This window comes from Geobacter psychrophilus (genome assembly GCF_056821595.1).
Genome location: NZ_JBXDTU010000004.1, coordinates 2,613,610 through 2,630,700 on the forward strand (window position 1 = coordinate 2,613,610; position 17,091 = coordinate 2,630,700).

Here is a 17,091-nt window from a genome sequence, read left to right on the forward strand (position 1 = left end):
TCAATGCTCCTCGTCTGCCGTCGGCAGGGTCAGGGTGACGGTCGTACCCTCTCCGGGTTGCGATGCGAATTCCAGCGCACCACCGTGGTCCCTGACAATGGTGGTGGAGACCGACAGTCCGAGTCCGGTGCCGCCCGCCTCCCGCTTGGTGGTGAAAAAGGGGTCGGAGAGGTGGCTCAGGTGCTCCAGCGGGATACCGATCCCTTCGTCTTGCACCTGCAGTGTGACCGTGCCTGCCTGGCGGTCGCAGGCGGTGGCGATGGAGATGCCATACGTGCAGTCGGGCAGGGACTGGCAGGCGTTCAGGATCAGGTTGATGATGACCTGTTCGATCCTCTGGGGGGTGCCGCGTACCTTCGGCAGGTTGTCAGCGTAACGGACCTCGCAGCGCCTGGTTGCCGAGCGGATGGTGGCATCGACCAGTCGCAGTGCCGTTTCCAGAACCCGGTTCAGATCAAACAACTCATGGGAATCGCCTTGGTCGATGCGGGCGAAGTCCTTGAGGTCATCGACAATCCGTTTGATCCGCTTGGCACCATCCTGCATCTCCGTCAGCAGTTGGGGCAGCTTGTCCCGCATGCGCGAGTAGGGGATGCCGCCGTAGGTGAAATCACCATGTTCGCGGAAATACCCTTCAAGGATGGTTTCGGCATCCTGCTGGGCCTCCCTGATGGTCGGCACATTCAGCAGAATCAGGCCATTGGGGTTGTTGATCTCGTGGGCAACACCCGCGACCAGGATCCCAAGCGATGCCATCTTGTCGGCCTGCACCAGCTTGTCCTGATGGCGGTGCAGTTCATCCAGGGCGAGATTCTTCTGTGCCACCTCCTGGGCCAGTTCCTCCGTGCGCTGGGCCACCTTGCGCTGCAGGGTCCGCGACCAGACCACGGTGCCGGTCAGGAGGAGCATCAGTGGAATCATGACCATGGCGCCATACTGCAGGACTTTGTCCCAAGGCACCCGGTGCGGCTCCAGCACCCCCAGCCACTTGTCGTAGATGGTCTGGTACTGCCCGTTCTTTTTGAGGATCGCCAACCCCTCGTTCAGGTGGGAAAGCAGTTCCGTGTTGCCCTCTCTCACGGCAAAGGAGAAGCGGAAGGAGGCCACGTTGCGGGCCACCGGGACAAGGTTGTCGAGTTTGTTTTCCCGGATGAGGTACATGCCCGGCAGCAGGGCCACCACGGCGTAGTCGTGTTCGCCCGAGGCCAGCAGGCGCAGTGCACCGGCCGGGGTATCGGTGAACACCAGGTCCTTCTCGAAACCCAGTTTTTTCAGGCGTTCGTGCATGATGCCGTTGCGGTGCAGGAGCACCTTCCTGCCGCGCAGCTCCTCCAGTGAATTGACAACCGGCGACTCCTTGCGGGCAAAGATGGCATGCTGGACGATGGTATGGGGCGAGGTGAAATCGAAGACCTTCTCCCGGTCGTCCGAGTTTGACATCCCCAGGGTCATGTCGATCCTGCCGGCCAGGAGGTCATCGTGCACCTTGGCCCACGGACCAAGCTGGATGTCGAGCTGCATACCCATGACGCCGGCAATCGCTTTCATCAGATCGACCGTAAAGCCGGTCGGCTTGCCGTCCTTGTCGATCAGCTCGTACGGGGGGTAGTCGCGGTTTCCACCGACGTGGATGACCCCGTCGCCGGCCTGCAGCGGCGCGGCGATAATCATTGCCAGCAGCAGGCAGGACAGGGTGAGACAGGCGTGCCACAACATAGGCGGCTTGCGGCCTGCCAGGCGTATCACCCCTGTTACGTTGTTCATCTAGTCAATCCTGTTGATTGATATGATTGTTTTGCCTGTATCGAACAGACCTGCCTTCTGAACGACCTCCAGCAACAGAACCTCATGTGATGCCGGGTCGTAGGTATAATCCGCCAGGTAACTCTGTGTCGTGCGGGTATGCCAGGCTTCTTTGAGCAGTGAGCCGGTCCATTTCAGGGCAAACAGGGAATGCTTGTTAAAAGAACGGTTATTGCCGACAGAGAATATCCCCTCGTTGTGCGGCACGAGCAGGGTGCCGTCGGGCAGGGCAATGATTCTCTGCTCGATAAAGGTCCAGCGGTACTGATCGCCCATGGAGCGCATCTGGGTCAGGGACTCGTGTTTGAAGCTGGTTTCTGAACCGCCGTACTTGTCGCTGCTCTTCCAGAGCTTTTTACCGTCATTCGTGGAGACGATCAGGTAGCCGTCTCCATCCAGAATTGCCAGGAGTTCGACTCCGGCGGCATCACGAAAACGGGTGAAGTTGAAGATGTTGCCCTGAGCGGGCAACTTGCGGCTGTTCCTGGTCTCGAATCGGTTTCCGATTTTTATCAGTTCGGCGACATCGTCGAAATAGTTTCCGTCAGTATCCATTCCCTGGACAATAATGGTACGACTCTTCAGATCAGCGCCAATGCCCCTGAAGAACCAATGCAGATTGTCCGCCAGCAATTCAAGGCCGGAATCAGTCGGGCGGTAGATGCGGGAACTGAGGGTCTCCCGGTCCAGCACCGTGACGTAAAGTTCAGGGGTGCCGTCGCGGTCCAGGTCAGCCGTATCGATAGCCAGTATTTTTGCGGGATTGGGGATGACGACTTCGGCGATCAGCTTCTGTTCGATGCCGGCCCGAAGAAAACGGATTGTTCGTTCCCCGGCCACAAACAGTTCTCGCTCACCTGACGGAAAGGTGCGGCCCAGGGCGATGCTGGTAAACACCCCCTCCAAGGGAGACGCGGCGCCACTTGCGGGGAGTGCGCTGTCAGGCTTGATCATATAAGCGTCTGCCGGGGTGGTGGGCTGTGCGGCGGTTTTCAGTATGGTGGTCGTGGCAGCAGCCTGCGCAGGGGCTGGGAGAGCAAGCACTGGCTGAGAAGCTGAAAGGGCTGAAGTAACAGGTGTTGTCGCCGGGATCCTGCCCAACTCACGGTCGATCTTCCCGGCCAGTCGCCCCATGGCGGGAAGCAGGTCGTCCTGGCCCTCTCCCTGTTCGAAGACACTGATCATTGCACCGTTGCTGGTCTGTTTGATGAGGACGTCGAGACTGAAGATCCTTCCGAACAGGGCATAGCTGCCGGACAGCAGCAGCTCGGCTTTGTCGGCACTTTCGACGCGTATCACCTGATCGCGGTTGAGTCGGGAGGCCAATAGCACCTGTAGCGTCGTTTTGAGCTCATCCTTTCCGGGTGCCCCTGCCACCGTGAATTCGGATATATAGGTTTTAAGCGGTTCGGCAGGAGCGGCACACGTCAAGGTTAGCAGCAGGAGGGCAGACATCAGGACAGGGAAAGGCAGTTTCATGGTGACTCCTTAGTAAGTTAGAAAGTATTTTCTGCGGTTTTTTGCAGAAAAAACTTTCGTTAACGCACTTATCCAGTTTATCTGGGTCAGGAAGGCGATGGGGCGCAGCCGGGTTTATTATTACCCGACTGCGCGCCAAACCGGCAACAGAAATTCAAACTGCTCAGGTTTTTGTTGGCAAACGAAAAAAACAGCCGATATGGACAAACCTCCGGTGTTTTGAAACCCCGGAGGTTGTCGGATGGGGCATGCCCGGCTGAAGCGCCTAGAATGTCAGGTTGAGTACCACCATGTTTTTCCATGGGTTGTCAGGTGTTTTTACAGAGCCGTTGGGAAGGATGGCCGTATCCTTGTAATAGTCACCCAGGAAGACATAACCGCTTACCAGGCTGGCGGTCAGGTTCTCACTGATGCGGTATCCCACTTCCGCGTTGATCTCGGTGCCGATGTAGTTGCTGTTGTAACCACCGGTTTTCTGATTCTTGGGTTTGAAGGTCTTGTTTTCGCGGGCTGCTGCAGCCAGGCCAAGATTGGCCTTGATAAAGGACTTGTCGATGTCCATGTCGTAGCCCAGAAAGGCGCCCATGACGCCCTGGTCATAGTTTGTAGCGGTATAGATCAATGCGCGGTCTGTGTTTGCGGCGTATTTGGTGTTGGCGATCAGCAAGAACATCTGGGCAGAGGAGAAGGTGGAGGTGCCGTTGCCTTCACCCAGCTGGTTAACGGCCTGGAAGGCATGGACGCATCCATCTTTGCCGTCGTCACCCGAGGTGTAGAGGAAGGTCGCCCGAGCCGTACCGGGACCGGCCTTGATTTTGCCGGCCACGTTGGCGGCAAATGCGGAGACCTTTTTACCGACCTGACCAAAGTTATTGGTCGGGTTGTCGCCGGCCTGGTACAGCAGGAAACCGTCCACAACGCCGGGACCAAAGTTGTAGGATGCATTCACACCCAGCGTGTTCAGTATGTTATACCCCTTGTTGAGATTGTCGTACGTCATGTAGTACGATCCGCCGACCTTGAACGCCTTGCTAACGTCATGCTTAGCTTCCAGAATTCCGATATCCAGCGAGTAGCGTCCGGGAGTGTAGTTTCCGTTTGACGAAGCGCCGACGGTGTCGGAAACGGGGCTGTCTTTAAAGCTCTTGTTGTCATAGCCGCGCAGCCATCCAGCCGTGATCACGGTGTTATCAAGTCGAGTGTTCGTAATGACACCACCGGTGTCTGTGCCCAGAAATATACCTTTGTAGGCATCATCATACGACTGGATGCCGGCCCGCACGGTAGTTGGCATGTAGGGCACCTTGAATTCCATGTAGACATTTTTGGTTTCCAGGTTGATGGTGTCAGCTTCCATGCCACCACCCTCATTCCGTTTGACATCCTGGGAATTGTCACCCCAGCGGGAGTCGATTTCAAACTGGGTCACCAGTTTGATATCGTTGGTAAGTTTGCCGGTGTATTTAAGCCTCAAGCGTTGTTCCGTGTAGAAATAGGATTTGCCCAGGCTGTCACGGGACAACATGCTGTTGGTTTGGTTGGCCGGGGTGGGGGCGGGTGTGACTCTGACCGCCGAATCATTCTTGCCGGCCTGGTCCCAATTGGTAAAATCTCCCTTGATTCTGAGCAGGCCGTTAAACTCATGCTCCATGGCCAGTGCCGTCGTGCCCATACATCCCACTGCCGCCACGGCAGCTACCGATACCTTAAGACTGTGTTTCTTCATGTTGCCTCCTGATAATAGTGTGTTTAGTAATGAACTCTGCACCGGAGCGGGTGTAACCGCGTGCTTGGAATGTTTCCGGATGAAGCTGCCCCCTTTCTCTGAGATGTGGATATCGTGGACTCCGTGTCACAAAATCACTTCAAAATACCCGTACATGAATGAGTGGTGAAAAAGTGGGGGCATCTCATAACTGCCCCCCATTGAAGGAGGTACTGCTGTTTCAGGTGCTGCGAGAGCTGCCGGGTGTCAGAATATCCACAGGTGTTCGGCCGGAACCTCCACCAGTTGGTCCCCGGGCGGCAGTGGTTCCGTGCCGTAGCCGCGCATCAGCGTGCCGGCCATGTCGAAGACGTACTCCCAGGTGTTTCCCAGGTAGACCGAGGAGGAAAGCGGCAGGCGCAGGGTGTTTTCCCCCGGGGCATTGGCCAGCCGCAGCCGCTCCAGACGGATGACCGCCGTGCCCTTGTCCCCTGTCTTGAGGGGGGATTTGAGCCGGCCGTTAAGTGCCCACCCTTCACCCACGATCCTGGCGTTGTTTCCCGAGACATCGGCCACCTGGCCGGAGAGCCGGTTGTTGTTTCCCATGAATTCGGCCACAAAGAGGGATTCCGGTGCGCCGTACATCTGCTGGGGTGTGCCGGCCTGCTCGATGATCCCGTTCTGCAGCAGCACGACCTGGTCGGCCATGGCCATGGCCTCGGCCTGGTCGTGGGTCACGCAGACCGCCGACAGGTTCAGGTCGATGATCAGTTGGCGCAGCCAGATGCGGGCCTCTTCGCGCAGCTTGGCGTCCAGATTGGAGAGTGGTTCGTCCAGCAGGATCACCTGCGGCTTGTAGACCAGCGAACGGGCCAGGGCCACGCGCTGCTGCTGGCCTCCGGAGAGCTGATGGGGATGACGGTCGCCCAGATGGCCCAGTCCCAGGTTGCCAAGGACCTCCTGCACCCGCTCCCGAATCTCCTCCTGCGGGGTCTTGCGCAGTTTGAGGCCGTAGGCAACGTTTTCAAAGACCGTGCGATGGGGCCAGAGGGCGTAGGACTGGAACACGAAGCCGAGGCTGCGCTTCTCCACCGGTACCTCGATCCGGCTCGCCGAGTCGAAGACGGTCTGGTCGCTGATGCGGATCATGCCCTGGGTCGGGAGTTCCAGCCCGGCGATGGATCGGAGCAGCGTCGTCTTGCCGCTCCCGGAAGGGCCGAGCAGGGCCACGATCTCGCCCCGTTTGACTTCCATGGAGACACCCTTCAGGATGTGGTTTTTGCCCAGTGTGACGTGTAGATCTTTAATAGTTAATTCAGTCATGCAGTTTCACTCCATAGCGCAGGGCGATGCCCATCCCGACGCTGACCAGTAGTATGTTGATGAACGAAAGTGCGGAGATGATGTCAATGGAGCCGGCGGCCCACAGGGAAACCATCAGCGAGCCGATGACCTCGGTGCCGGGACCGAGCAGATAGACCCCGGTGGAGTATTCACGCTCGAAGATCATGAAGATCATCAGCCAGCTGGCCAGCAGGCCGTACTTGATCAGCGGCACGGTCACGTGGCGGCTGACCTGGCCCGGTGTGGCGCCGGTCACCCGGGCGCATTCCTCCAGCTCCGGCCCCACCTGCAGCAGCGAGGTGGAGACCAGCCGCATGCCGTAGGCCAGCCAGACGACCGAATAGGCCAGCCAGAGGCTGAAGAGCGTCTTGCGGAAGGGTGCCAGCGGCGGGAAGAAGAGGAACACCCACAGGAAGGCCAGGCCGGCCAACAGCCCGGGGACCGCACGCGGGGTCATGACGGTGTAGTCCAGCAGCCGTGTCCAGCCGTTGTTCTTGCGGTGCGATGACAGTCCGATGAAGGTGAAGCAGATCACCGACAGACCGCCGCCGAATACGCCTAGCAGCACGGTGTTGATAACGCCCCGCATCAGGTTTCTCTGTTCGAAGACCTCCTTGAAATTGTTCAGGGTAAAGGCCTCAAGGAAGGTGACCCCCTCGCCCCAGTTGGTGACGAAGGCGCGGAAGACGATGCCGACAATCGGGATGATCACGGTTACCGCCAGCCAGGCGAAGATGGCTCCGGCTGCCACCCAGCGCCAGCCACCCAGGGGCAGGGTGCGCTGCAGCGCACCTTTTCCCTTGAGGGTGATGTACTTGTGGGCGTTGCGCAGCAGGAAGCGTTGTGACAGCACCATCGGCACCGTGATGGCGACGATGCACATGGCCACGGCCGCCATCAGGTGATAGGACGGCGTGCCGAGTTTGTTGGTCAGCTTGTACAGGTAGGTGGCCAGGACCAGGTGCCCCTCGGGATCACCCAGGACCAGGGCCAGGCCGAAGACCTGGAAGCCGAGGAAAAAGACCAGCACGCCGCTGTAGAGCATGGCCGGCATGACCATCGGCAGGCTGACCGTGGCCGCCACCTTGAGCGGGCCGGCTCCGGCCACCCGGGCCGCTTCCTCTACATCCGACGCCAGGCTGCGCAGTGCCGAGGAGGAGTAGATATAGACGTGCGGCACATGGGAAAGGCCGGCGATGATGACGATGCTGGTCATGGAATAGATGTTCCAGGGGACCATGCCCAGGATGTTCTGGGCCCAGATGGAGATGAAGCCGACCGGCCCGACCGAAACCGTGTAGCCGAAGCAGAGGATCATCGGCGATACGAATACCGGAATCAGCAGCAGAGGTTCGATCCAGCTTCTTCCCGGAAGGTTGGTGCGCACCATCAGAAAGGCCAGCAACCCTCCCAGCGGCACAGAGATAAACGCCATGCCGAGGGAGATATAGAAGGAGTTGAGAAAGGCCCGTTTGAAGTCCGGATCTTCAAAGATGAAGCGGTACGCATCCAGGCCGTACAGCTTCTTTGGGTCGAAGAACGGCGCATCCAGAAAACTCTGCCAGCAGAGCAGGCCGATCGGCAGGAAGACCGCGATGGCGGTGAGTATGATCACCACAATCTTTGAGAAGGGCATCTTGTTCATTATTTAACCGTCCCGAGTGCCTGCTGCCATTTTTTGAGGAAATCCAGGCGCTTTTTCTGATCGAGGAACTCAACGGTTTCCTTGCTGATCGGGATCGTTTTGGCGCCTTTGCCCAGCTGTTTGGAAAGTTTGGCCATGGTGGTGTCACCAACGATATCGGAGCGGATGGCGAACAGATCGGCCTTGTCGGATACGATCTGCTGGCCCCTGGCCGAGAGGAGGTAGTCCAGCCAGAGCTTGGCTGCATTGGGGTTCTTGGCATGTTTGGAGATAAACATGACGCGGGACATGACCACCGTGTAATCCGATGGGTAGAGATAGCCGATGGAGGGGTCTTTCTTTGCTTTCAGGAAGGCGTAGGAACCGATGATGTTGTAGCCCATCAGCGCTTCGCCGGAGCTGACCTTTTCCATCATGGCACCTGTACTGGTGTAGACCTTGACCTTTGCATCGCCCATGGCTTTGGCCATATTCCAGAAGCCCGCAGTATTGTTTTTAAGATCCTGTGTCAGGTACGAAAAGCCGACGCCGCTCCGCTCAGGATCGTAGGTGACGACCTTGCCTTTCAATTTCGGGTTGGCCAGGGCCCTGGCCAGGTCGGCGTGTGACTTGGGTATCTCGTCACCCTTGAGCAGACGCTTGTTGTAAACAATGGAGATCGGTTCGTAGGTGGTGCCGTAGGCCTGGTCCTTCCAGTTTGCCCACCCCGGGAGGCTCTTGGCTTCAGGGGATTTGTATGCCAGGGCGTGCCCGTCGAGGACCAGTTTGACCTGCAGGTCCATGGATGAACTCCAGGTGATATCACCGGTGCCGCCGCCGGCAGCGGCTTCACCGATGAAGCGGTTATACAGTTCGGTGCTGTTCAGGTCGTTGTACTCGACCTTGATGCCGGGGTAGAGCGCCTCGAAATCCTTCACGATCGGTTCGGCGGCCTTGGTGTCGGTGGTGGCGTAGATCACCAGCTTGCCTTCCTTCCGGGCGGCGTCGATAATTTTCTGGTAATCGGCCGGGTAGCCGGCAGGAGCTGCCCATACGGCCAGCGGCAGCAGGAGTGCGCATGCCCCTGCGATGACCTGCGTGATTCTTCGTGCGACGGTGTTTGATTTCATGCGGTACTTCCTCCTTTGGTGTGGGTCGCCTTTAGCACGGTGCATGGCAAAGGTCCGTTAGATGATATATAAAACAATGTTAGCAACCAGTGTGCCACGTGATTTCTGGATTTATAATTGCTTGATGTTGCAGGGGAAACGCTGCTATTTCTTGATTGAGGCTACGGAGGAAGGGTATGACCAGATTCATAGGCATTGGTGTGCGTGGACGTTCAACCTGCTTGAATTGCAGGCATAAAGGCACTATGCCCAAAGGTATGACCTTTCCTTTGGGCATAACCTTTCGTCTGATCGATGTAATGAATCGAATGTTGCTCAATGCAAAAAAGGCCCACGGTTGCGCGGGCCTTATTGCATTGATGTGAGACAGGATTTATATCGTGTACTAAGATTCAGAGACTCGTACTACGTTCATACGAGGTTACCGGAAAGAGCAGGTTCGAGACGGTGCTGTAGCAAAGAAAGGCATCTGTTGGCGATACCTCACAGGGATGAAAACTTTTCGGCATAGCCCGCGACCAGTGCGCGCACCTGTTTTTTCATCCCTTTTTTCCAGGGACCGACGGCTACCAGGCGCAGGTTGGCCGGCGTAAAAATCGCCCGGGCAATGGCGGCTATATCCGCAGAGCCGGTGTTGCGGGCCGCATGCTGATCTTCTTCAATAGAACGCACACTCTGCATCAGTTCGCCCCAGCCGTAGCGGCCGCCCATCTCGTAGGTCGAATCCTGGCTGTACTCCAGGTCGAAGATATATGATTGCCTGACCCGATCCAGTTCAGCGTCAGGCATGGGCTCTGTTGCAATTCTGACGAGCTCCTCCAGCGTGACCTCGATAGCCTGAGCCAGGGTTTCCGGGGCCGTGGAGAGATCGATAGCCAGGCATCCGGTTTCATCATAGGTGCCGATGGCGGCCTCCACCGAATAGATGATGCCGAGTTCCTCCCGCAGACGCAGATACAGGCGCGCGCTGCCGCCGCCAGCCAGCACCCGGCGCAACATCCGCAGTGCCGTAATGCGGGAGTCTCCACGGGGTATGGCCAGAAAGGCTAGCTGCAGATTCATCTGGCTGTCGGAATCATGCACAAAGCTCATCCGGGGCGACGTGATTCGGCTGAGCGCCGGAGTGACCGGTGGAAGTAAGCCGGCCTGCCAGGTGCCAAAGATTGTTTCGGCGCAGGCGAAAACCTCGTGGCTGCGAACCGGGCCTGAAACTACCACCACCGCGGCGTTGGGGCGATAGTAGGCCTGCAGGTGGGCGCTCAGATCCTCCTGGGACATGCTGCTGATGCTTTCCAGGGTGCCGATGGTCGGCATACCCAGGGGGTGTCGCGGCCAGAGCAGTCGACTGACGATCGTATCGGGGTTGATCTCCTTCCCCTGCTCATTCAGGTCTTCCCGTGCCTCTTCGGTGATGATGCGTTTTTCGACCTCGATCCCGGTCAGCAGCGGCCGCTGCAGCATCGAGGCGAAGATCTCCATGCCGCGCCTGACATGATCGGGGTGGATGCGGGAATAATAACAGGTTGATTCGGCATCCGTGGCCGCATTCGGGGCGCCGCCGATGGCTTCGAAGGCATTTTCGATCTCCAGCGACGAAGCGAAATCCTGTGTCCCGCGGAACAGCATGTGTTCAAGGAAATGGGAAAGTCCCGTTTTGCCGGGTGGATCATTTCGGCCGCCGACCTTGAGGTAAACGGCCAGTTCTGCCGCATGCAGATGGGGCATTTCCACGCAGACCACCCGCAGGCCGTTGAGCAGGGTATGGATGTACGGGCGGATCATGGCAGCGCCTGCCGGATCAGCTGGATGCGCCGGCAATACTCTTCCGGTGATAAGGTGAGCTCCTCATGGTGCTCGGCCCAGATCGGGCGTGGCCAGAGTGGTTCCGTCGCAAAGCGCGGCACCAGGTGCCAGTGGATATGGGGTACCATGTTTCCCAGCAGTTCATAGTTGATCTTGTCGGGCTGAAACAGGGTGTGAAGCGCCTTGGCAACAGTGCTGACCTCTTCCATCAGCGCTGCGCGCACCGTGTGATCCAGATGAAAGAGTTCGGTTACATGTTTTTTGGTGAACAGCAGGGTATAGCCGGGGAAGAACTGGTCGCGATTCAGGACCACGAAAGAATGTTCCAGTTCAATGATCCGCAGATCGCAATGTTCTTCCCAGCGCTGACACATGGGGCAACCTTCAACATAACTCATGGAGCGTGTCCTCCTGGATGTGTGGCTTTGGTGGTCCAGCGGGTACGCAACCGCGCCAGCTCCCTGTTGTCCTTTTTGTTGATGATCTGGTGCAGGCACAGCCCGGGCCCGGTCACGACACAGCGGGACAGGACGGCTTCTCCGTACAGCACCTCGGCCCGGAAGGAAATCTCCAGCTCGCACAAGGTGCCTGCGGCGATCTCATCCGGCACGGTTTCCAGGGCCCAGCCGGCATAGATGGCATTGTTGACATGATGATTGGTATCCAGGTCACTTCGCAGCACGCGGAAGGGGTACTCGGCTGTCGAAGCAGCCGGTAGCAGCGGCAGGGTTGCAAAATCATCATCGATCGCCCGGTGAGGGTGCAGTGGATAGGCGGGGAGGTGTTCCTCAAGCCTTACCGGCCGGCGGCTGATAATGTTGAGAACCGCCCAGGAGGTCGTGGCCCGGCCGTAGACCAGCCCACTGGCGCCGGTCAGCTCGAATTCGCGGCAGCTGAACAGACCCTGCCGTGTGGCCGGCCAGGTTTTTACCACCACACTCTCATCTGCCCGCGGATACTGTGCGACATGCAGGTGGATCCGTGAAAGTACCCAGGTAAGACCCTGTCTGCGCAGGTCTGTTACCGAAATGCCGAGTCGGGCGGCATGGAGCCCGGCGGTGTCCTGAAGGTAATTAAGCAGGGTCACCGGGCTGACGTTGCCATGAGAATCAAGCTCATGGTAACGGACCGGCAGTTCATATTCAAAAATGGGGCCCTCTGCAGTCATTATGGCCAGCCTGTTATGGCGTCTCTTCCTGGTCTGCCGCTTGATCCGCGTCCTCTTCGGTTTCCTCGGTCTCTTCGGCTCCGTCGGTCCCTTTTTCCAGTTTGCGCTGGGCCTTTTCCTCTTTTTTCTTCTTCTTTTCCAGTTCCTTCTGCCGCTTGATAAAGTTGAAATTCGGTTTTGCCATGTGTCACCGCCTTTTAGTTAAGTATGGACCATGTAACTGTTTAAATCTTCGCAAAAGTTCCCCTCCCGTCACCAGAAGTAGGTGCCTCTGGGCAAGGGAGGGGAGTACATACAATCTGTATTCATTGTATCCGGCTGCTATTCGTAGCGTAGCGCGTCGATGGGGTTGAGCCCGGCCGCTTTCCTGGCCGGGTAAAAGCCGAAGAAGATGCCCACGGCCCCGGAGAAGAAGAAGGCCACCGTAATCGACTGGATCGAGATCAGTGTCGGCCAGGAGAGAATCCGGGAAACAATCATTGCGCCCGCGGCACCCAGGATGATGCCGATAATGCCCCCCAGCATGGTCAGCAGCACCGCTTCGGTCATGAACTGCCACAGGATGTCTTTCTTGCGCGCCCCGATGGCCATGCGGATACCGATCTCCCGGGTGCGCTCCGTCACCGAAACCAGCATGATGTTCATGATGCCGATGCCGCCGACGATCAGCGAGATAGAGGCTACTGCGCCGAGCAGCAACGACATGGCCTTGGAGGACTGCTCTGCCACGGCCAGGATTTCGGACAGGTTGCGGGTGGAAAAATCCGCCTCCTTGCCATTGGTGATGCGGTGGCGCTGTTTCAGCAGGCTGTTGATCTCCTCTTCAGCTTTATCCAGGAGCGCCTCGCTTTGTGCCTGTACAATCACGGCGCCGACCGAGTTGGGATGCGAGGAACGCGACAGCTTGATCTGGGCCGTACGCAGCGGCACGAAAACGGTGTCGTCCTGATCGGTGCCCTGGGGTGACTGTCCCTTGCGCTCCAGCACGCCGACCACCGTAAAGGGTATCTTTTTGATGCGCACCATCTTGCCGATCGGGTCATCGCCGCTGAACAGGTTGTCGGCCACGGTCTGACCCAGCAGGCAGACCTTGGCTGCTCCGTCCACATCCTGCTGGCCGATACTGCGTCCGATGACAACCGGCCACTCGCGGATATCGAACAGTTCCGGGGTGGCACCCATGATGAGGGTCGACCAGTTCATGTTGCCGTAGACCACCTGGGACGTGGTGCGGGTTGTGCCGGATGCACGAGCAACCGAAGGACATTCAGCCATGATGGCGCGGACATCATCCGCAGTCAGGGTCTGGCTGCCGCCGCTCCCCATGCGCAGTCCACCGCTGGTCGTGGAACCGGGGATGACCAGAATGATGTTGCTGCCGATACTGGCGATCTGCTGCGAGATGACGTAGCTGGCGCCCGAACCGACCGCCATCATGGCGATAACGGCGGCGATGCCGATGATGATGCCGAGCATGGTCAGAAACGAGCGCATTTTGTTGGTGCGCAGGGCCCGCAGGGCTATTTTGAGGGTCTGAAGGAAGTCCATCCGTTATTCCCTGGTGTCGGTGATGATCTGCCCATCCTTGAAGGTGATCTGCCTGTTGGCATAGGCTGCCACGTCGTGCTCGTGGGTTACCATGATGATGGTAATGCCCTGTTTATTGAGGTTGGTGAACAGGGTCATGATCTCTTCCGTGGTAGTGCTGTCCAGGTTTCCGGTCGGCTCGTCAGCCAGGATCACCGCCGGGCTGTTGACCAGGGCCCGGGCAATGGCCACCCGCTGCTGCTGGCCGCCGGAGAGCTGGCTGGAGTGGTTGAATTCCTTGCCGGCCAGACCAACCTGCGCCAGGGCTGCCAGGGCCTTCTCACGGCGTTCCCGGGAAGAGAGGCCGGCATAGACCAGCGGCAGTTCCACATTTTCCACCGCCGGGGTGCGGGCCAGCAGGTTGAAGCCCTGAAAGACGAAGCCGAGCTTGCGGTTGCGGATAGCGGCCAACTGATCCGGATTCATGCCCCCCACGTCCAGTCCGTCCAGCAGGTACTCGCCGGCAGTAGGACGGTCCAGGCACCCCAGGATATTCATGCAGGTTGATTTTCCGCTCCCGGAAGCCCCCATGATGGCGACGAATTCACCGGCAGCCACACCAAAAGAAACCCCTTTGAGCGCCTCGAACTGCTGGTCGCCCATGATAAACACACGACGGATACCGGTGAGGGAGATGACATCAGCCATGACTAGAACGGCCGTCCCATGGGCGAACCTGTCCCGCCGGTCTTCTTCTTGCTGTCGCCCCCCTGCTGCTCGATGATGACTTCATCGCCTTCCTTGAGGGTGCTTTCCACCAGTTCGATGCTGGTATTGTTGGCTATGCCGGTTTTGACCGGAACTGCCAGCGGTTTGCCCTCTTTCAGGATATAGACCTGTTTGCCTTTGCCCTTGCGCTGGCCTTTGGCGGTATCTGCGGAGCCCGGGCGCTTCGTCGCCGGCTGATCATCCTCTTTTGTTTTCGGTTTGAATCGCAAGGCCGCCGGCGGCAATTTCAGGATGTTGTCCCTGCTGTCAACCTCAATGGACACATTGGCGGTCATGCCGGGCTTGAGTTTCAGGTCCGTATTATCCACGTTGACCACGGTGATGTAGGTAACCACGTTCTGGTTGATGATCGGTGAGCTGCGGATCTGGACAACCTTGCCCTTGAAGGATTGTTCGGGATAGGAATCAACGGTGAAACTGGCCTTCTGGTCCATCTTGATGCGGCTGATATCGGCCTCGTCCACGCTGACCTCGATCTGCATCTTGGTCAGGTCCTGGGCAATGGTGAACAGCGTCGGGGTCTGGAACGAGGCGGCCACGGTCTGGCCCACATCCACAGCCCGGGAGATGACCACACCATCCACCGGGGAGCGGATGATGGAATAGCGCAGGTTGGTTTTGGATTGCATCAATGAGCCGCGGGTCTGGGCGACACTCCCCGCAGCGGCCTTTACGCCGGCTTTGGCCGACTGGTAAGCGGTTTCCGCCACGTCATAATCGCTCTGGGAGATGATGCCGTCTGCCAGCAGTTTCTTGTTGCGGTTGTTGGTCCGCTCGGCATCCGCCAGAGCGACCTTGGCCTTCAGCAGGTTGGCCTCGGCACTCAGAAAATTGCCCTGTGATTGTTCGACCGAGGCATTGAACAGCGACGGGTCGATCTCGGCGATGGTCTGGCCCTTCTTGACCCGCGAGTTATAGTCTACATACAGCTTCTGGATCGTCCCCGAGACCTGGGTACCGACCTGGACGGTGGTGACGGCGCTCAGATTGCCGGTGGCGGACACGGTGCTGACGATGGCGCCCCGTTCAATTTTAGCGGTCTTGTACGTGATCTCCGGTTTCCTGTTCAGAAACAGGTAGATGGAGATACCGGCAATGAGCAGAAGTGGTCCGACAATCAGCAGTATCTTTTTCATGGAACGCTCACACGGGGAAGAATGGGTGGATAGGGGGGCATCATACCAGAAAAACAACCAAAAAAAAGCCCCATGTCCGCGGACCGGGGCTTTTCTTCGAGGACGCCCACCGCGATTAGGCGGCGGGCCAACTAGGGCAACCCTCTTTGCAGTGGGATACCGGACGGATTCTGAATCTTGAAGTCCACATACTATGGGTCTCCTTTCGTTGGTTATTTGATTCTTAACAGGACTGATCTTATCTTAAAGCTTTTCCCCGATAAGTCAATCGAAAAAAATGGGTGGTCAGGCTGGTCTCATACCACTGCGTGCAGATGGAAATGCCGTTACGCGGAATAGATCAAATCGCTCCTTTATCACAGGCATGGATGTCCCAATCAAAGACCCGCAGCTTTTCCATGACTTCACTGTCGATCGGCATGGCCCAGTAATTCTGAAACCACACGAGCGTGAGGCAGGACGAAACGGGCGGGTTGCTGTCGTTCTCATCCCTGACAACAGGTTCACACGGCTTCGATTCCATTCGGGCAATGCAGGTAACACCGGGAAGCACCTCAAACGGGTCCTCGGCACACCTCTTTGCCAGCGAAGATCCGGGGGGGAGCATCCGGGCAATAGTACCGTAGAGACGCGGTGCATGCAGGACGTAGGTTTCGCGGTCATAGGCATAATCGACCTTTCTGTCATTATAGCTTCTGGTCGGCAGGATTTTTATCGCCCGCGAATACGTCGGACGCTGGACCAGACTTGTCATTATCAGGACTCTGCCGTTATTCAGGGTGATTTTGTGTCCGCTTCCATATATGATAGTGGCCATTTCCCGTTTCATCCGGGCAAGTTCGGCTTCCATATCATCATTTTGATGCGTATCCATGTTGCGGCCTCCCTGGTTATTGCCACCGTCTCAGAACGACGTAACTTCCCCGGATTGGAATAAGATTTGCGCACACTACCATTTCGGGCTTCCCTGCGTCAACTTGCGTAACCATTCATGTGCCCCGGGCCGGACGCTCTTATGGTAGAAATATATGTTAAACTGAAACGTCTTGACGCCATGACGTCATAACGCTAAGGTAAAACAAAGGAGGTACGAACCATGGGCACACTCACCAAACGGGCAACCGTATATTTTGACCCTGCCATGCACCGGGCACTTCAGCACAAGGCGCTGGAGACATCGCGTTCACTTTCCGATGTCGTCAATGATGTGGTTCATCGTGCCCTTGCCGAGGATGCCGAAGATCTGGCGGCCTTTGAGGAACGGGTCAACGAACCGCTGGTTTCTTACGAATCCGTGTTGAAAGAGTTGAAGGCCAATGGCCGCCTATAGTATTTTCTTCAAGGATTCGGTCAGGAAGGATCTGGATTCCATTCCCAATGCGTATCTGCAACGGATCATGGAACGGATCGGAACTCTTGCTGAAGATCCCCGACCTGCCGGTTGTGAAAAACTCTCCGGCCAGGAAAAATACCGCATTCGCCAGGGAGATTACCGCATTATCTACTCGATACAGGATACCCAGCTGACCGTCTGGGTGGTCAAGGTCGGCCACCGACGAGAAGTTTACCGAAACTAGTTTAGG

17 protein-coding genes are annotated in these 17,091 nt (G+C 57.6%); 3 read left to right on the forward strand and 14 right to left on the reverse strand.

All coding sequences use genetic code 11. From position 1 onward, the window contains the following. The 6 genes from ACOCF6_RS14630 to ACOCF6_RS14655 form a co-directional block, all read right to left on the reverse strand. Complete coding sequence (locus tag ACOCF6_RS14630; protein WP_482461072.1) at positions 1-1,764, reverse strand: transporter substrate-binding domain-containing protein; 1,764 nt, start codon at positions 1,762-1,764, stop codon at positions 1-3. After that, the gene (locus ACOCF6_RS14635; protein WP_482461073.1) at positions 1,765-3,282 is read right to left on the reverse strand and encodes an FG-GAP repeat domain-containing protein; all 1,518 of its coding nucleotides are present in this window, start codon (positions 3,280-3,282) and stop codon (positions 1,765-1,767) included. 265 nt (positions 3,283-3,547) lie between these two features. Next, positions 3,548-5,008, reverse strand: a complete 1,461-nt coding sequence (locus ACOCF6_RS14640) for a histidine kinase (protein ID WP_482461074.1) — start codon at positions 5,006-5,008, stop codon at positions 3,548-3,550. A 246-nt stretch (positions 5,009-5,254) separates the two neighbouring features. Continuing rightward, positions 5,255-6,310 carry an ABC transporter ATP-binding protein gene (locus tag ACOCF6_RS14645; protein WP_482461075.1) on the reverse strand — a complete coding sequence of 352 codons (1,056 nt, stop codon included), beginning with the start codon at positions 6,308-6,310 and terminating at the stop codon, positions 5,255-5,257. After that, positions 6,303-7,976 (reverse strand): ABC transporter permease, encoded by a 1,674-nt coding sequence (locus ACOCF6_RS14650; RefSeq protein WP_482461076.1) that lies wholly within the window; start codon positions 7,974-7,976, stop codon positions 6,303-6,305. Before ACOCF6_RS14650 ends, ACOCF6_RS14645 begins: the two co-directional genes overlap by 8 nt. Beyond that, positions 7,976-9,085 (reverse strand): ABC transporter substrate-binding protein, encoded by a 1,110-nt coding sequence (locus tag ACOCF6_RS14655; RefSeq protein ID WP_482461077.1) that lies wholly within the window; start codon positions 9,083-9,085, stop codon positions 7,976-7,978. Before ACOCF6_RS14655 ends, ACOCF6_RS14650 begins: the two co-directional genes overlap by 1 nt. Positions 9,086-9,261: 176 nt before the next feature. On the opposite strand from ACOCF6_RS14655, the gene ACOCF6_RS14660 reads away from it, so the two are divergent. Then, positions 9,262-9,450 (forward strand): hypothetical protein, encoded by a 189-nt coding sequence (locus ACOCF6_RS14660; protein WP_482461078.1) that lies wholly within the window; start codon positions 9,262-9,264, stop codon positions 9,448-9,450. Positions 9,451-9,568: 118 nt separating this feature from the next. Here the strand turns inward: ACOCF6_RS14660 and ACOCF6_RS14665 are convergent, their stop codons facing one another. The 8 genes from ACOCF6_RS14665 to ACOCF6_RS14700 form a co-directional block, all read right to left on the reverse strand. Continuing rightward, on the reverse strand, positions 9,569-10,903 hold the full coding sequence (locus tag ACOCF6_RS14665) for a M16 family metallopeptidase (RefSeq protein WP_482461079.1): 1,335 nt from the start codon (positions 10,901-10,903) through the stop codon (positions 9,569-9,571). Further along, positions 10,864-11,286, reverse strand: a complete 423-nt coding sequence (locus ACOCF6_RS14670; RefSeq protein WP_482461080.1) for an HIT family protein — start codon at positions 11,284-11,286, stop codon at positions 10,864-10,866. Before ACOCF6_RS14670 ends, ACOCF6_RS14665 begins: the two co-directional genes overlap by 40 nt. Then, on the reverse strand, positions 11,283-12,056 hold the full coding sequence (locus ACOCF6_RS14675; protein WP_482461081.1) for an acyl-[acyl-carrier-protein] thioesterase: 774 nt from the start codon (positions 12,054-12,056) through the stop codon (positions 11,283-11,285). The genes ACOCF6_RS14670 and ACOCF6_RS14675 overlap by 4 nt, the downstream gene beginning before the upstream one ends. A gap of 13 nt (positions 12,057-12,069) precedes the next feature. After that, on the reverse strand, positions 12,070-12,240 hold the full coding sequence (locus ACOCF6_RS14680; RefSeq protein ID WP_482461082.1) for a hypothetical protein: 171 nt from the start codon (positions 12,238-12,240) through the stop codon (positions 12,070-12,072). 137 nt (positions 12,241-12,377) lie between these two features. Beyond that, positions 12,378-13,604: an ABC transporter permease gene (locus tag ACOCF6_RS14685; RefSeq protein WP_482461083.1), complete on the reverse strand. Its 1,227-nt coding sequence runs from the start codon at positions 13,602-13,604 to the stop codon at positions 12,378-12,380. Between the two features lie 3 nt (positions 13,605-13,607). Next, positions 13,608-14,291, reverse strand: coding sequence for an ABC transporter ATP-binding protein (locus ACOCF6_RS14690; RefSeq protein ID WP_482461084.1), 684 nt, complete (start codon positions 14,289-14,291; stop codon positions 13,608-13,610). Between the two features lie 2 nt (positions 14,292-14,293). After that, on the reverse strand, positions 14,294-15,508 hold the full coding sequence (locus tag ACOCF6_RS14695; RefSeq protein ID WP_482461085.1) for an efflux RND transporter periplasmic adaptor subunit: 1,215 nt from the start codon (positions 15,506-15,508) through the stop codon (positions 14,294-14,296). 340 nt (positions 15,509-15,848) lie between these two features. Then, positions 15,849-16,382 carry a hypothetical protein gene (locus ACOCF6_RS14700; protein WP_482461086.1) on the reverse strand — a complete coding sequence of 178 codons (534 nt, stop codon included), beginning with the start codon at positions 16,380-16,382 and terminating at the stop codon, positions 15,849-15,851. Positions 16,383-16,604: 222 nt separating this feature from the next. Between ACOCF6_RS14700 and ACOCF6_RS14705 the strand changes: the two genes are divergently transcribed. Together ACOCF6_RS14705 and ACOCF6_RS14710 are read left to right on the forward strand one after the other, a co-directional pair. Beyond that, positions 16,605-16,838: a CopG family transcriptional regulator gene (locus ACOCF6_RS14705; RefSeq protein WP_482461087.1), complete on the forward strand. Its 234-nt coding sequence runs from the start codon at positions 16,605-16,607 to the stop codon at positions 16,836-16,838. After that, on the forward strand, positions 16,825-17,085 hold the full coding sequence (locus ACOCF6_RS14710; protein WP_482461088.1) for a type II toxin-antitoxin system RelE family toxin: 261 nt from the start codon (positions 16,825-16,827) through the stop codon (positions 17,083-17,085). Before ACOCF6_RS14705 ends, ACOCF6_RS14710 begins: the two co-directional genes overlap by 14 nt. The last annotated feature ends 6 nt before the right edge of the window (positions 17,086-17,091 follow it).

Excerpts from the sequence above, each read along its gene's own strand:
- ACOCF6_RS14630 (WP_482461072.1), bottom strand. The coding sequence starts at position 1,764 with ATGAACAACGTAACAGGGGTGATACGCCTGGCAGGCCGCAAGCCGCCT.
- ACOCF6_RS14635 (WP_482461073.1), bottom strand. The coding sequence starts at position 3,282 with ATGAAACTGCCTTTCCCTGTCCTGATGTCTGCCCTCCTGCTGCTAACC.
- ACOCF6_RS14640 (WP_482461074.1), bottom strand. The coding sequence starts at position 5,008 with ATGAAGAAACACAGTCTTAAGGTATCGGTAGCTGCCGTGGCGGCAGTG.
- ACOCF6_RS14645 (WP_482461075.1), bottom strand. The coding sequence starts at position 6,310 with ATGACTGAATTAACTATTAAAGATCTACACGTCACACTGGGCAAAAAC.
- ACOCF6_RS14650 (WP_482461076.1), bottom strand. The coding sequence starts at position 7,976 with ATGAACAAGATGCCCTTCTCAAAGATTGTGGTGATCATACTCACCGCC.
- ACOCF6_RS14655 (WP_482461077.1), bottom strand. The coding sequence starts at position 9,085 with ATGAAATCAAACACCGTCGCACGAAGAATCACGCAGGTCATCGCAGGG.
- ACOCF6_RS14660 (WP_482461078.1), top strand. The coding sequence starts at position 9,262 with ATGACCAGATTCATAGGCATTGGTGTGCGTGGACGTTCAACCTGCTTG.
- ACOCF6_RS14670 (WP_482461080.1), bottom strand. The coding sequence starts at position 11,286 with ATGAGTTATGTTGAAGGTTGCCCCATGTGTCAGCGCTGGGAAGAACAT.
- ACOCF6_RS14675 (WP_482461081.1), bottom strand. The coding sequence starts at position 12,056 with ATGACTGCAGAGGGCCCCATTTTTGAATATGAACTGCCGGTCCGTTAC.
- ACOCF6_RS14680 (WP_482461082.1), bottom strand. The coding sequence starts at position 12,240 with ATGGCAAAACCGAATTTCAACTTTATCAAGCGGCAGAAGGAACTGGAA.
- ACOCF6_RS14685 (WP_482461083.1), bottom strand. The coding sequence starts at position 13,604 with ATGGACTTCCTTCAGACCCTCAAAATAGCCCTGCGGGCCCTGCGCACC.
- ACOCF6_RS14690 (WP_482461084.1), bottom strand. The coding sequence starts at position 14,291 with ATGGCTGATGTCATCTCCCTCACCGGTATCCGTCGTGTGTTTATCATG.
- ACOCF6_RS14695 (WP_482461085.1), bottom strand. The coding sequence starts at position 15,508 with ATGAAAAAGATACTGCTGATTGTCGGACCACTTCTGCTCATTGCCGGT.
- ACOCF6_RS14700 (WP_482461086.1), bottom strand. The coding sequence starts at position 16,382 with ATGGATACGCATCAAAATGATGATATGGAAGCCGAACTTGCCCGGATG.
- ACOCF6_RS14705 (WP_482461087.1), top strand. The coding sequence starts at position 16,605 with ATGGGCACACTCACCAAACGGGCAACCGTATATTTTGACCCTGCCATG.
- ACOCF6_RS14710 (WP_482461088.1), top strand. The coding sequence starts at position 16,825 with ATGGCCGCCTATAGTATTTTCTTCAAGGATTCGGTCAGGAAGGATCTG.